A 14,229-nucleotide genomic window follows, 5' to 3' on the forward strand; every position below is an offset into this window, starting at 1 on the left:
GTTAGAAAATATTACATTATTTGTTATGTTTCATATCATATTCGAAATTGAGGTGAAAATCAACTGAATTTTTAGAAAAATTTATTAATCATGTAAGAAAATCTAACATTATGTATTTTTGAAGGAATGAAATCAGCGTATGCGATTTGCTTGGATAATTGGTATAATATTCTTACAATTAAAAAACTTGGGGGATGCGTGTGGAAAAAATATGGACTAGGAACCTATTCATTTGTTTTTGTTTAGCTGTCGTTTTGTTTGTACCAATACATACTTTTGCAGATGAAAAAAGAGAGTGGCGAGATGAAGTCATATATTCGATTATGATTGATCGCTTCAATAATGGAGAACCGAAAAATGACAAGCAGTTAGACGTTGTTAATTTAGAAGGTTATCAGGGCGGAGATATAAGAGGGATTATAAAAAGGCTGGATTATATAAAAGAAATGGGTTTTACGACTGTTATGCTTTCGCCGCTTTTTGAAAGTGGACAGTATGATGGATTAGACGTGCGAAATTTTCAAAAAGTAAATGAACATTTCGGAACAGAAAATGATGTGAAAGAGCTTGTAAAAGAAGCTCACGAAAAAGGAATGAAAGTTGTATTTCAATTTCCATTTGGAGAAAACGAACAACAAGTAATCGACTCGATGAAATGGTGGGTAAAAGAAGTCGATTTAGATGGAAGTTATGTAATACATAGTGAAAAAAAGCCGCGTTCTTTCTGGGGTGACGTTCAAAAGGATATGCAAGTGATAAAGAAAGATTTTCGTATTATGACAAAAGAAGATAGTGAATACAATGAAAAAATAGTAGAATCGTTTTCCGAAGCGGATGTATCGGTGAAATCGTTATATGATGTGAGTAAAAAAGAAGAGGAGTTTGTTACGTTTTTAGATAATCAAGAAACAAAAAGGTTTGCACGTATCGCAAAAGAAAATATGTATTATCCGCCATCACGTTTGAAACTAGCTCTTACCTATTTATTAACATCACCAGGGATTCCGAATTTTTATTACGGAACTGAAATCGCATTAGATGGAGGAAGCGTACCGGATAATCGCCGATTAATGGATTTTAAATCAGATGAAAAGTTTATGCAGCACATAACAAAGCTTGGCGAACTTAGACAAATGAGACCATCTTTACGACGTGGTACGTTTGAACTTTTATATGATAAAGATGGAATGAGTATATTAAAACGAAAGTACAAAGATGAAGTAACATTAGTAGCAATTAATAATACGAAAGAAACACAAAAAGTTTCCTTACCTGCAAGTGCAATTGGTGAAAAACAACAGTTAAGAGGATTGTTAGAAGACGAAATTATAAGAGAAGAAAACGGGAAGTTCTATCTCGTTTTAAAGCGTGAAGAATCGAATGTGTATACTGTTAGTAAAGAAACAGGTGTGAATTGGTTATTTATCTCCTTAATCGTCGGTGTGAACGTATTATTTATTGCGTTTTTAATTGCGGTTAAAAGGAAACGTAGATGAGGTGAGATATTTGCAGAAAAAGAAGTTGCTCGCTCTATGTTCATGTTTTCTTATCGTATTTGTAAGTTTGTATTTTGGGGACATCGGTGACGATAGGGAATTTGTTCGGTGGGGTGATAGTATTCATTCTGTTGACACAGCAGCTCTTAAGAAAAATAATATTCAATACAAAATCGAAAATGATAAAGTATATATTCCGAAAAAATCATTTGATAAAGCGATATGGTGCTGCTCTTAATAAATACAAAAACTCCTCTAATTAAGAGGAGTTTTCTTTTTAGCGATAGTTAATGAATTGTACGTCAATCGGTAAGTCAGCACTGCGAACGGCTGCGATTACTGCTTGTAAGTCATCACGGCTTTTCGCTGTAACACGTACTTGATCATCTTGTACTTGTGTTTTCACTTTTAATTTCATTTCTTTAATGATGTTGTTAATTTTTTTCGCGTTATCTTTATCGATACCTTGTTGTAACGTTGCGCGTTGGCGAACAGTGTTACCAGTCGCAGCTTCCACTTTTCCATAGTCCAAGTTTTTAATTGGAACGTTACGTTTTACAAGTTTAGAAATTAAAACGTCTTTTACTTGGTCTAATTTGAACTCGTCGTCAGAAGTTAAAACAAGTACTTCTTTTTCTAGTTTAATATCACTTTTACTTCCTTTAAAGTCATATCGGTTTTGGATTTCCTTTAATGCGATGTTAATTGCGTTTGTTACTTCAGGTAATTCTACTTTCGAAACGATGTCAAAAGAACTATCTTTTGCCATAGTTAGCACCTCCAAATAAATTTCTAATCTTTTTATGTACTGTACATACTAAAGTATAGCTGAAAACGAGCTTAGACTTAAGTGTTTTCATACTGATATTCATGTAACCTCACTTTATTATAGTGAATTTTGGGCAGTTGGACAAATAAAGGAAAAATCGTGTTATAATTAACTTTTGTTTGGAATGATAAAAAAGATAACTTTATATATATAGAAGGGAATTAAAAAATATGTATTTGCAATTAGGATCGATTGAACAGGTAACTGTTTTACGCGAAACGGAAATCGGATATATGGTTGGGAATGAAGAGGAAGAAATTTTCCTACATAAAAACGAAGTAGCTGGAGAAATTGAAGAAGGCGATACAATTGATGTATTCTTATACCTTGATCACCAAAATCGTATTTCAGCAACAATGAAGGAGCCAATTATTACAACACATGATTGGAATTGGGTAAAGGTTGTAGAAGTTATTCCTAGTTTAGGTGTGTTTGTTGATATTGGTGTATCAAAAGATATACTAATTCCACTTGATGAGTTCCCGATTTATATGCCAGTATGGCCAGAAGTAGGCGACGAATTATATTGTACGTTAAAATTAACGAATCGTGATCGTTTAATCGCTCTTCCAGCAAGAGACAGTGATATGCAAGAAATTATCGTAGATGCGACGCCATCTATGCGTAATAAAAACGTCAATGGACGTGTGTATCGTTCACTTCAAGTTGGTTCATTCATACTAACTGATGAGCATTTCCGTGCTTTCTTACACCATACAGAAAGAAAAGAACAAGTCCGCATCGGTGAGCGTGTAACAGGTCGTATTATTGACGTGAAAGATGACGGTACAATCAACATTTCACTTCTTCCTCGTAAAGAAGAAGGAATGGAAGATGATGCTGCAGTAATTTATGAATATATGGAAGAAAGAGGCGGAGCAATGCCGTTTTGGGATAAGAGCCACCCAGAAGACATTAAAGAACGTTTCAATATGAGTAAAGCTGCGTTTAAGCGTGCGCTTGGTAAAATGATGAAAGAAGAAAAGATTTACCAAGAAGAAGGTTGGACTTACTTTAAGAAATAAAGTGAATGAAAAAGAACTATTTTTTCTCTAAATTTTTAAGAGAAAAAATAGTTCTTTTTTTATTATAAAGTAGATAAAAAGTAAATAAGGTGTAATAAAACGTTTAATCTACAAATATTTTACTGTATTTATAAGGAAAAAAGAATATAAAATGGTAAATTGTAGGAAAATATACATTTTTAGAAAAAAGACACAATATTGTCGTTTTTATATTGAAGATCACCAGAAAATTCTTTAAATTGTTAATTGTAAGAATGAAAACAGATGAGAATGGCCACGTACGTACGTATATCGCACCGAATGATGCTGGTGTAACATATAATTATGATCAAACAGGGAAACTATCGGATTTAGCTATTGCAACACCACAGCAAATGCTACTATTAGAGAAATATGAGTATGACAAAACAGGAAACCGTACGAAGATTAAACATGAAAGTTCTGATGGGAAAATAACGGAAACAAATTACGTATACGATCCAATTAATCAATTATTAAAAGAATCTACACCAAATGGAACAGTTAGAGACTACACGTATGATGGATTTGGCAATCGTACGAGCGTGAAAATAACAGAAAATGGAAAAGAAACGAAATCAGTAATCGCAACATTTAACGAAGGAAATCAACTTCTAAAATTCGGAAACGAATCGTTAACGTATGACGCAAATGGTAACCGTACATCTGATGGGAAATACACATACACATGGAACGAAGCAGACCAACTTGTTGCTGTAACGAAAAAAGGGGAAGGCAAACCGTTCGCAACATATAAATACGACAACGAAAACCGTCGTATTGAAAAGAACGTAAACGGACAAGTAACCCGTTACTTCTACGACGGTGACAGCATTAACCCGCTATACGAAACAGGCGGGAACGGAAAAGTCCTCCGTCAATACGTTTACAACAAAGACGGTGTCCGCCTAGCAATGAAAATCCAAGATCAATCGGTATACTACCACTACAACCCGCGCGGTGACGTAATAGTAATGACCGACAAGGACGGACAAATAGTCGCAAGCTATGAATATGATGCATGGGGTAACGTCCTAAAGAGCGAAGCGAAAGGAATCGCAGCGGCCAATCCATTCGGATATAAGGAGAAAATATGGATAAATATATTGAAATACACAAACCTGCAACAGAAAATAACGAATATTTTCTAGTGTTAGATGAACATGATAATTTTGAATTGGTTATCAACGATTAATAGATATATAGTTGATGTTGATACAAGCATGGAACAATTTATGGAAACAATGATGTCGAAATTTCATTTATATCTTTTAGTGGATTGTGAAGGGGTTCAAGAAGAATTAACAAAGGTGCAAAATTATATTTAGGAAAAAGAATTAAAAGAGTTAAACTGGAAAAAGTCGACCGTAAAGAGCGCAATTTTAATAAAACAGAATGATCCTGCAACTGATATTTTCGATGTGATTTCTCCTGTATGTATGGAGGGAAGCCTCATGTTCCTTTTCTCTGAAAAGGAAGTAAACGAAAATGAATTAGAGAGTATTATAAAACATATAAAATTTGATCGGACAAGAGTATATTTCAATAAAGAAACAATTGAACTGGCGGGGGGAATGGGTTATATAGTAGGGCATTTTGAAGATGAGTATTATATAGTATCTTTACGTTCGGAAAAGCAAGTATTTGTTTGCTTTGCAGAAGAATGTATCATAGGCTAGAATACAAGCAATAAAACATGAAATAAAAAAAGCACAGTCTTATCTTTTTAAATAAGACCGTGCTTTTTTTAGTTTCCCCGCTCAAATATAAGAGAAAATGTATCGTTTAATTCACTATCATTTATTTTAATATTTGCCTTTTTTAATTCGTCTTGTAATAGTTTTTGACTGAATGTAGGGTCAGCGATACGTTCTTCTTCTAAGTTTTTACGAATGGAGTCTTTCACTTCATCGTAAGGCTTTAAATCCTTTTTATCAGTTAATTTAATAATGTGATAGCCGTTCGTTGATTTGACGGGATTGCTAATTTCGCCAACTTTTAGTTTGTAGGCAGCTGTTTCAAATTCAGGCGCCATTGTACCTGAATTAAAGTATCCGAGGTCTCCGCCTTTTTCTTTTGATAGTAGATCTTGTGATTCTTGTTTTGCTAATTCTTCAAATGAAGCACCAGCGTCTAGTTTTTTCTTTATTTCTTTCGCTGCATTTTCATCGCTTACTAAAATGTGACTCGCTTTAATTTCTGGTTTATAGTGGTCTTTCACGTCTTTTTCTGTAACGCTTTTCTTAACGGCTTCATGCAGAGCGAGTTTGAACTTCATTTGATTTTTGAAATCAGCCTCATCTTTTAAACGATTGTTTTCTAAAAATCCTTTGAATTGGTCTCCAAATTGATTTTTTACTTTTTGGACCTCGTTATCTACATCATCGTCAGATACTTTATATTTTTTTGTAATAACGTCGTATGCCATCATTTCGTATAGCATGTCTTTTCCGTAACGATCTTTCAATTGTTTTTCGAAGTCGCTCTTCGTAATGGTTGAGTCTGTTGCTGTAGCGACTGTAGCTGATCCATTCTTTTGTCCGCAAGCAGAAAGCATTAATATACTTATTAGTGCAGTAATAATGAAAATATGTTTCCCTCTCATGCTAACACCTCATCCGAATATGTTATCGCTATTGTAGAATATAGAAGTGAACATGAAGTGAATTTTTAATGTTTTTTCCTGTGAAATGTAAAAAAAGTACATCAACAATTATGTTGATGTACGATGGGATCAAAGGTGATCAGTCTTCTTGGAATATGCGCGCTTGCCCTGCTGAATATTTTTTTGCTCTTGCTCATTTTTTTGCGTGCGTTTTGCATTATTATCGCGAGCTTTTTTGTCGTTATCACTCGTATGTGGCATATGTATCAACTCCATTTCTAAACGTTGTACGTTTATCATTTCCTTTTTCGTAAAGACTATGTATAGCGGTGCATTTATGAAGGGTAAAGGTGGATTAGAGATGGATTTGAAGTTGAATTATACCGAACTTATTAAGAAATTAATCGTTGTAATTATCGCAGGTTTATTAAATGCGATTGGAATGAATTTGTTTTTAACACCAGCGAAAGTGTACGCGAGTGGCTTTGCTGGATTGTCTCAATTACTATCACAAATATTAGGTGATTTTTTATCTATTCATATATCTACAGGGGTGTTGTTTAGTTTATTTAATATTCCTGTCGTTATTTTAGCGTGGAAAAAGGTTGGGAAGGCTTTTACGTTTTTTAGTTTTCTATGCGTTATATTTATGACCTTGTTTTTAGAAATTATCCCAGTTCGAGCGGTTTCGAACGATATTATACTAAATGCAATTTTTGGCGGCATTATTTCAGCGATTGGGGTAGGGGTTGCATTAAAATGGGGTGCTTCTACAGGTGGTTTAGATATCATTGCGATGATTTTATCTAAGATAAAAGATAAACCTGTCGGTACATACTTTTTCTTTTTTAATGCAATTATTATTATCGCTGCGGGTTATGTATATGGGTGGGAGAAAGCGTTATATACGTTAGTAACTTTATATGTATCAACGAGAATTATTGATGCCATCCATACTCGCCATGTGAAAATAACAGCGTTAATCGTTACGAAAAATGGTGCAGACGTACGAAAGGCGATTCACTCACGATTAGTGAGAGGGATTACAACTATACCTGCAACAGGTGCTTACACAAATGAAAATAAGGAAATGTTAATGATGGTTATTACTCGTTACGAGTTGTACGAATTAGAAAGGGTTATTAAACAAGTAGACCCAGGTGCGTTCACAAATATACTGCAAACGGTCGGGGTATTCGGATTGTTTCGAAAAGATTAAAGAGGACCAAAGCTGGTCCTCTTTTTTAATGCAAATTCGTAATGTTTTGCAACTGCTCCTGCATCTCGCGTAGCTGAACTTTCTCAGCAGTTGAAGAGTTTGCGTAAGCGGATTGCAAAGCGTTTTTTGCTGTATATACGAGATCTTGTTGTTCAGCGCCGCTTGAACAAGATACGGCATTTGCAACAGCATCTCTAGCTTGTTGGAATAGTAAGTTCCCCATTTAAACCCCTCCAAAAGAAGAGTTACTTCTCGCTTTTTCTGCCTCAGCTAATGTACCTCTGTACGGGAATCTTGCATCATGCTTCATAACAGCATCGGCTCCTTGTTGGATAAAACGTTTTGATTTGTTCTTTTTACCCATTCGAAAAACCCCCTTTATTTAGCTGAAAACAATTGACGCGTTAACTCGGCGTCTAATTATAGTATGAGCGTTTGGCGAGAAACTATAAGCAGGGAATTTTTAGATTACAATCCAAGAACCTCTTCTAAATATAGAGCGATGCCATCTTCTTCATTTGTTAATGTCGTATGATTGGCGAGTGATTTTAATTTAGGTATTGCATTACCCATTGCGATACCGTGACCAGCAAATTCAATCATTTCAAAATCATTATCTTCATCACCGAAAGCGATAATGCGCTCTTTTGGAATGTTGTAATGACTAGAAATTTTTTGCAATCCGACCGCTTTATTTAATCCACTTTTTACAATTTCAATAATTGGCCAAGGTGCGCCCCATTTTCTATGATCGATCACTTCAGCGTGCATATCAGTTAAATGTTGACGAATTGCAACGGAATGATCATCGTGTGCGTCAATTAATAAACAAGTCGGATGGTCGTTTAAAATATTTAATAAATCTCCTGTGAAAATCTTTGGAGAACCAAATTCGAAAATGTGTTTTTTATCTTCATCAATTTCACGAACGTACACATCATCCATCACTTCAGCGTATATATTTTTTACGCCGAAATCAAAGCAAGCTCGGACAATTTCTTGGGCTGTTGCTAGCTCAAGTGGAGAGTGATGTGTGCCCCAATTTGAATCAAGAGGGTGATGCACGTAAGCACCATTAAAGTTTACAATCGGTGTATTAAGATTAAGTTCTTTATAATAATCAAAACTAGCACGGAATGGACGTCCTGTTGAAATGACGACGATATGCCCTTGTTCCTTTGCTTTTGTAATTGTCTGTTTCGTTCGAGTGGAAATTATTTTGTTGTCTGTTAATAAAGTGCCGTCTAAGTCTAATGCGATTAAATGTTGTTTACTCATAATTTCACCTCTTATAATAATTTTTTTGTATCTATCTGTATTTCCGTTTTTAATATGCAGAAATAAGAGGTTAGACTGGGTGAGACCACCATAGATGGAAAGTTCACTATATATCCATCTTACGTCGCAAAGTACGGTGGTGTCTACTATTTCTCGTTGGAAATCAAGAAAAGTCAATATTTTTTTAGAAAGTTCAAACAATGTTTCTTTCATTATGTACAAATTGTGAAAAGGGTTACATTGCCCGTATGAGGAGGCTTATAATAAACATGTAATCTTCTCGTATATGTTTGACTCTCCTTTGAAGCTAGCCTACAGGTAGGTTGGTTTCTTTTTTTTCTACAAGTAAGGAAGTAATCCCTGCTTAAGCTTGTGTAATTATATATATTGTAAATCGGTGAACTGTAGTACTTGTTTCCTAAACATGACAGAAAAGCTTTCTTTTAAAATGGATATACTAATGAGGCAAGACGTCATGGAAGGAGAATGAAGATGGGACAAAATCGCAGGTTTCGTTCTGGACAAAAAGCGCCAAATGATGGCGTTTACGTAGAAATTGGTGAAACGGGAAGTATGGTAAAAAATCCGCAAATGGTACAATTAAATGCCGGTGAAAAGTTTCCAGATAACACGAATCATAACCGTCAGTGGACATATAAAAGAAAACCGTAACAGAAGCCGCAATCTTTATTGCGGCTTTTTTTTGTTACATAATATAATTTCATTTACTGTACTTTTTTAAGTAGCATAATGAATGCTCCCTTTTTCTTTTTCCAATAATAAGTTTGAAAATACATAGGCAAATTTATTGTATAAAAAAGTAAGTTGGCGTATAATCAAATCAAAGGTCAAAGAAAGTCAAACTTTTGGAGGGCTGTAAAGATGGACTTAAATCAAATGACAACGAAAACACAAGAGGCGATTATGAGTGCCCAATCTTTAGCGGTATCTCATCATCACCAAGAGGTGGATACTGTTCATCTATTACTTGCATTATTAGAGGAGCAAGATGGATTAGCAGTACGTATATTTCAAAAAATGAATGTTGATATAGAAGCATTGAAGCAAGATGTAGAAAATGTAATTAAAAAGAAACCTTCTGTAACGGGAAGCGGAGCAGAAGTTGGGAAATTGTATATAACAAGCAATCTGCAGCAACTGCTTGTAAGAGCAGGGAAAGAAGCAGAAAAACTGCAGGATGATTACATTTCAGTAGAACATGTATTGCTTGCTTTTTCTGAAGAAAAAGGCGATATCAATCATTTATTTACAAGATTGCATATTACGAAAGATAACTTATTACAGTCTTTAATGACAGTTCGGGGGAATCAAAGAGTGACTAGTCAAAATCCAGAAGCAACTTATGAAGCGTTAGAAAAATATGGCCGTGATTTAGTGGCGGAAGTGAGAGCAGGGAAAATTGATCCTGTTATCGGACGAGATAGTGAAATTCGCCGCGTTATTCGCATTCTTTCACGTAAAACGAAAAACAACCCTGTTTTAATTGGTGAGCCAGGTGTTGGTAAAACAGCAATTGTTGAAGGATTAGCACAGCGTATCGTGAAAAAAGATGTACCAGAAGGGTTAAAAGATAGAATAATCTTTGCATTAGATATGAGTGCACTTGTAGCCGGAGCAAAATTCCGTGGTGAATTTGAAGAGCGCCTGCAAGCTGTATTAAATGAAATTAAAAAGAGTGAAGGCCGTATTTTATTATTCATTGATGAACTTCATACAATCGTCGGTGCTGGTAAAACAGAAGGTGCGATGGACGCAGGGAATATGTTAAAACCGATGCTTGCTCGTGGTGAACTGCATTGTATCGGGGCAACGACATTAGATGAATATCGTAAATATATTGAGAAAGACCCAGCGTTAGAAAGACGTTTCCAACAAGTATTAGCAGAGGAACCGACTGTTGAAGATACAATCTCCATTTTACGTGGTTTAAAAGAGCGTTTTGAAATTTATCACGGTGTAAATATTCATGACCGCGCGATTGTAGCAGCATCTGTTTTATCAGATCGATATATTTCAGATCGCTTCTTACCGGATAAAGCAATTGACCTTGTTGACGAAGCGTGCGCAACAATTCGTACAGAAATTGATTCTATGCCAACAGAATTAGATGAAGTAACGCGCCGTATTATGCAGCTGGAAATTGAAGAAGCCGCTCTTGGAAAAGAGAAGGACTTTGGTAGCCAAGAACGTCTGAAAACATTGCAACGTGAATTATCGGATTTAAAAGAAGTTGCAAGTAGCATGAGAGCGAAATGGGAGAAAGAAAAAGAAGATATTCACAAAGTTCGTGACTTACGTGAACATTTAGAGCGTCTGCGCCGTGAATTAGAAGAAGCAGAAGGTAATTACGATTTAAATAAAGCAGCTGAACTTCGTCACGGAAAAATTCCTGCAATTGAAAAAGAATTAAAAGAAGCGGAAGAAATGAGCGCACATAATAAACAAGAAAATCGTTTATTACGCGAGGAAGTCAGTGAAGAAGAAATTGCTGATATCGTTTCACGCTGGACTGGTATTCCTGTCGCAAAACTCGTTGAGGGTGAACGTGAGAAATTACTACGCTTAGAGCAAATTTTATCAGAGCGTGTCATCGGACAAGAGGAAGCGGTAAGTTTAGTATCAGACGCAGTTCTTCGTGCACGCGCTGGTATTAAAGACCCGAACCGTCCAATTGGTTCCTTCATTTTCTTAGGACCGACAGGTGTTGGTAAAACAGAACTTGCAAAAACGTTAGCGCAGTCTTTATTCGATAGTGAAGAGCAAATGATTCGCATCGACATGTCTGAGTACATGGAGAAACATGCTGTGTCACGCTTAATTGGTGCACCTCCTGGATATGTTGGATATGAAGAGGGCGGTCAATTAACGGAAGCAGTAAGACGTAAACCGTATTCCGTTATTTTGTTAGACGAAATCGAAAAAGCGCATCCAGAAGTATTCAACATTTTATTACAAATGTTAGATGATGGACGCATTACAGATTCGCAAGGACGTACAGTAGACTTTAAAAACACGGTTATTATTATGACTTCAAATATTGGATCTGCTCATTTATTAGATGGATTAGAAGCAGATGGTTCCATTAAAGAGGAATCAAGAGAACTTGTCATGGGACAATTAAGAGGACATTTCCGACCAGAGTTTTTAAATCGTGTCGATGAAATTATTTTATTCAAGCCTCTTACAACGAATGAAATTAAAGGTATTGTTGATAAAATTGTAAAAGAATTACAAGGTCGTTTAGCTGACCGTCATATTACGGTAGAATTAACGGATTCTGCAAAAGAATTTGTTGTAGAAGCTGGCTTTGATCCGATGTACGGAGCTCGTCCATTAAAACGATACGTACAGCGTCAAGTGGAAACGAAATTAGCGAGAGAATTAATTGCAGGCACAATTACGGATAATAGTCACGTAGTTGTTGATGTAGAAAATAACGAATTAGTTGTTCATGTGAAATGAAAATAAAAAAGAGTTCGGATAAAATCCGGACTCTTTTTAGTGTTGTTCTACTGGCTCGTTTGGAATTGCAGCTGAAATCGCTAATACTAATACCGCAAGAACAACTGAGAAAATAGACGCTTGGTTAAAATCGTATGTACCGCCAGTCATAGAGCCGATTACGTAGCTCATCATATGTACAAGCGCGAACGACCAAATTAATGCCCAAATGAAACGCATATTTTACACCTCTATTCGTTCAATCTGTCCTTATTGTAACACAATTGAAAAAAGAATATAGAAAAATATTTGTAGATTTTTCAACGCAAATTTGCATTACGTTCATACATTATAAAAGAGTGGTTTTATACGTTTAGAAAATAAGGCGGGGGAAAAATGAGTATTACGGAACGTTTTTTTTACTTAGAAAAAGAACCATGTGTCATTTATTTACCGGAGAAGCCAAATGGGTTTTCAGTTATGCTCCTCGGTGATTACAACTACTTTATTGAGAATGGTACAAGTTTATGGACACAGCATGCGGGAAGATCTTATTTTTTACATGGCCTTATTGAGGAAGGCTACACGGTCTTTTCTTCTAATTTATATGGAAGACACTGGGGGAATGACCAATCTGTTCGTCTAGCGAAACGTTTATATGATGTTGTTTTGAGAAAAGAGACATTAAATACGAAAATGCACATTATGGCAGATGGTATGGGTGCGCTTGTAGCGCTTGAAATGATGAACAAATACCCTGAAAGTATACGTTCTGTCATTATGTTAAATCCGTGTTTAGATTTGCCAGAATATGTGGAGTTCGAAAAAGAGCATAAGTTTTTTTACAAAAGATTAGTGAAGGAATTAAGTTTGGCGTACGATTCCAAAGAAGAAGAATTAGAATCAAAAATAAATAAGAAATCATTTACGCTTCTTCCGTCTTGTGTACCTGTTAAAATTTTCGTATCAACACAAGAAAAAAGAGGAAGAAAACAGTTGTTACGTAAATACGAGAAAATGAGGCAATTCAATCAATGTGATACTTCTGTCTTATTCCATCTCCAAGATGTGAAATATAAAATGGTTAGACAAACAACGGATTTCTTTAAAAAATATGAAGAAGAATTGTGAGGCTCCCATATACATAAATGAGGAGCTATTTGTTTCAAGGGGAAAGGGTTGGTGGTATGGAACGCGTGCTGATTATAGGTGCACTTACGTTTGTAGGTTATCACCTTGTGAATAAAATGATTGCAGAAGAAGTAGAAGTGTATGGTCTTGATTTTGATGAATATGATAGTATGACAAAAATTAATGAAGAGAAGTTATTGTTAATTGGGCGAAACGCTTTATTTACGTACTATCCAATAAGAGATGAAGATGGATGGAGATCAGTAGAGGAAGAGAATTTCGATGCAGTTTACTTTTGTTTGTGTGAACCAAACCAGCAAAGTGGCTTTCGGAATGAAAGAGTCATATTACAATATTTAAAGCGGATTATAAAAATGTGTGAAGAAAATAAAGTAAAGCTAAATCTAATTTCTTCTATTGAGGTAGGATGCACAGGGGAATCCGAAAATAAACGCCTATTTTCGAAAGTAGAAGAAGGGTTAAAAAAAGGGGAATTACAATATAGTGTATTTCGAGTTCCTACATTATATGGTCCGTGGCAACCATCCTTTATGATGTATCATCAGCTCATTTTATCAGAACTGGATGAGAAAGAGTGCCGTTGTACGAGTGAGGAAAAAGGAAGCGATTTACTTTACATTGAAGATGTATGCGAATACTTATGGGGAAATGGAACGAACGGAGAGCATCTCGGTATATACAATTTACTTAGTGGTAAACGGTCGTTATGGGAAAAAGGGATGAATCTTTTACGTGCAGATGATAAAGTGAATAAAAATAATAAGGAAGAAAGAGATGAAGCGGCCGAGGATATTCCGATAAAAAGAAATACCCCGTTAGAATACGGTTTAAATAAACAATTGGCACATATGAAAAAATATAAAGAGTTATACGAAGGATAGTGCACGTGTTACACTATTGTATGGATTATGAATTGAAAGTTTTAATGGAGAGGAAGAGTATAATATGAACGAAAAAAGCATGCAATTTTTACAAATCGCAATGAAGCATTTACCAGAGGCAAAGGCAATTTTAGATTCGAATGGAATTGAGCTTGATATGGAGAAGGCACAACCAGTGTTAGAGTTATTAATGAAAGTTATGAATGAAGCATATGAGCTTGGGAAAGCAGACAAAGAATAAAACCCTTCTTTTTGAGGGGAGAG

The 14,229-nt window shown here is 35.5% G+C and carries 16 protein-coding genes and 2 pseudogenes; 11 read left to right on the forward strand and 7 right to left on the reverse strand.

Annotated features, from left to right (window positions below; all coding sequences use genetic code 11):
* The first annotated feature begins 200 nt into the window (after nt 1-200).
* Together ACUN26_RS02505 and ACUN26_RS02510 are read left to right on the forward strand one after the other, a co-directional pair.
* Nucleotides 201-1,496, forward strand: a complete 1,296-nt coding sequence (locus ACUN26_RS02505) for an alpha-amylase family glycosyl hydrolase (RefSeq protein WP_000412004.1) — start codon at nt 201-203, stop codon at nt 1,494-1,496.
* A gap of 10 nt (nt 1,497-1,506) precedes the next feature.
* Nucleotides 1,507-1,734, forward strand: a complete 228-nt coding sequence (locus ACUN26_RS02510) for a hypothetical protein (protein WP_001169966.1) — start codon at nt 1,507-1,509, stop codon at nt 1,732-1,734.
* A gap of 39 nt (nt 1,735-1,773) precedes the next feature.
* Here ACUN26_RS02510 and ACUN26_RS02515 read toward each other — a convergent pair whose 3' ends face one another.
* On the reverse strand, nt 1,774-2,265 hold the full coding sequence (locus tag ACUN26_RS02515; RefSeq protein WP_001040146.1) for a YajQ family cyclic di-GMP-binding protein: 492 nt from the start codon (nt 2,263-2,265) through the stop codon (nt 1,774-1,776).
* A gap of 230 nt (nt 2,266-2,495) precedes the next feature.
* Here ACUN26_RS02515 and ACUN26_RS02520 point away from each other — a divergent pair, with 230 nt between their 5' ends.
* The 3 genes and pseudogenes from ACUN26_RS02520 (at nt 2,496) to ACUN26_RS02530 (ending at nt 5,047) form a co-directional block, all read left to right on the forward strand.
* Nucleotides 2,496-3,350, forward strand: a complete 855-nt coding sequence (locus ACUN26_RS02520; protein ID WP_000281281.1) for a CvfB family protein — start codon at nt 2,496-2,498, stop codon at nt 3,348-3,350.
* A 251-nt stretch (nt 3,351-3,601) separates the two neighbouring features.
* A pseudogene (locus tag ACUN26_RS02525) lies at nt 3,602-4,450 on the forward strand (RHS repeat domain-containing protein); the annotation flags it as partial.
* An 11-nt stretch (nt 4,451-4,461) separates the two neighbouring features.
* A pseudogene (locus ACUN26_RS02530) lies at nt 4,462-5,047 on the forward strand (hypothetical protein).
* A 68-nt stretch (nt 5,048-5,115) separates the two neighbouring features.
* Here the strand turns inward: ACUN26_RS02530 and prsA are convergent.
* The gene (prsA, locus tag ACUN26_RS02535; RefSeq protein ID WP_001214219.1) at nt 5,116-5,973 is read right to left on the reverse strand and encodes a peptidylprolyl isomerase PrsA; all 858 of its coding nucleotides are present in this window, start codon (nt 5,971-5,973) and stop codon (nt 5,116-5,118) included.
* A gap of 129 nt (nt 5,974-6,102) precedes the next feature.
* Complete coding sequence (locus ACUN26_RS02540) at nt 6,103-6,234, reverse strand: DUF3941 domain-containing protein (protein ID WP_001120851.1); 132 nt, start codon at nt 6,232-6,234, stop codon at nt 6,103-6,105.
* 100 nt (nt 6,235-6,334) lie between these two features.
* Between ACUN26_RS02540 and ACUN26_RS02545 the strand changes: the two genes are divergently transcribed.
* The gene (locus tag ACUN26_RS02545) at nt 6,335-7,192 is read left to right on the forward strand and encodes a YitT family protein (protein ID WP_000364440.1); all 858 of its coding nucleotides are present in this window, start codon (nt 6,335-6,337) and stop codon (nt 7,190-7,192) included.
* Nucleotides 7,193-7,217: 25 nt separating this feature from the next.
* Here ACUN26_RS02545 and ACUN26_RS02550 read toward each other — a convergent pair whose 3' ends face one another.
* The 3 genes from ACUN26_RS02550 to ACUN26_RS02560 form a co-directional block, all read right to left on the reverse strand.
* Nucleotides 7,218-7,415, reverse strand: coding sequence for a DUF3813 domain-containing protein (locus ACUN26_RS02550; protein WP_000527396.1), 198 nt, complete (start codon nt 7,413-7,415; stop codon nt 7,218-7,220).
* Nucleotides 7,416-7,556, reverse strand: coding sequence for a hypothetical protein (locus tag ACUN26_RS02555; protein ID WP_000516816.1), 141 nt, complete (start codon nt 7,554-7,556; stop codon nt 7,416-7,418). It abuts the gene before it with no gap.
* Nucleotides 7,557-7,660: 104 nt separating this feature from the next.
* Nucleotides 7,661-8,470: a Cof-type HAD-IIB family hydrolase gene (locus ACUN26_RS02560; RefSeq protein ID WP_000043172.1), complete on the reverse strand. Its 810-nt coding sequence runs from the start codon at nt 8,468-8,470 to the stop codon at nt 7,661-7,663.
* Nucleotides 8,471-8,962: 492 nt separating this feature from the next.
* On the opposite strand from ACUN26_RS02560, the gene ACUN26_RS02565 reads away from it, so the two are divergent.
* Together ACUN26_RS02565 and clpB are read left to right on the forward strand one after the other, a co-directional pair.
* Nucleotides 8,963-9,142, forward strand: coding sequence for a YjzC family protein (locus tag ACUN26_RS02565; RefSeq protein ID WP_002093816.1), 180 nt, complete (start codon nt 8,963-8,965; stop codon nt 9,140-9,142).
* Between the two features lie 210 nt (nt 9,143-9,352).
* The gene (clpB, locus tag ACUN26_RS02570; protein ID WP_000365396.1) at nt 9,353-11,953 is read left to right on the forward strand and encodes an ATP-dependent chaperone ClpB; all 2,601 of its coding nucleotides are present in this window, start codon (nt 9,353-9,355) and stop codon (nt 11,951-11,953) included.
* A 36-nt stretch (nt 11,954-11,989) separates the two neighbouring features.
* On the opposite strand, the gene ACUN26_RS02575 is transcribed toward clpB, so the two are convergent.
* Nucleotides 11,990-12,172 carry a YjzD family protein gene (locus tag ACUN26_RS02575; RefSeq protein ID WP_001211112.1) on the reverse strand — a complete coding sequence of 61 codons (183 nt, stop codon included), beginning with the start codon at nt 12,170-12,172 and terminating at the stop codon, nt 11,990-11,992.
* Between the two features lie 156 nt (nt 12,173-12,328).
* Between ACUN26_RS02575 and ACUN26_RS02580 the strand changes: the two genes are divergently transcribed.
* The 3 genes from ACUN26_RS02580 to ACUN26_RS02590 all read left to right on the forward strand — a co-directional run bounded on the left by ACUN26_RS02580 (nt 12,329) and on the right by ACUN26_RS02590 (nt 14,206).
* Complete coding sequence (locus ACUN26_RS02580) at nt 12,329-13,063, forward strand: hypothetical protein (RefSeq protein WP_000028709.1); 735 nt, start codon at nt 12,329-12,331, stop codon at nt 13,061-13,063.
* A 29-nt stretch (nt 13,064-13,092) separates the two neighbouring features.
* On the forward strand, nt 13,093-13,965 hold the full coding sequence (locus ACUN26_RS02585) for an NAD-dependent epimerase/dehydratase family protein (RefSeq protein ID WP_000486174.1): 873 nt from the start codon (nt 13,093-13,095) through the stop codon (nt 13,963-13,965).
* Nucleotides 13,966-14,029: 64 nt separating this feature from the next.
* The gene (locus ACUN26_RS02590) at nt 14,030-14,206 is read left to right on the forward strand and encodes a ComZ family protein (protein ID WP_001003338.1); all 177 of its coding nucleotides are present in this window, start codon (nt 14,030-14,032) and stop codon (nt 14,204-14,206) included.
* Nucleotides 14,207-14,229: the final 23 nt, after the last annotated feature.

Source organism: Bacillus sp. WC2503 (assembly GCF_052682895.1).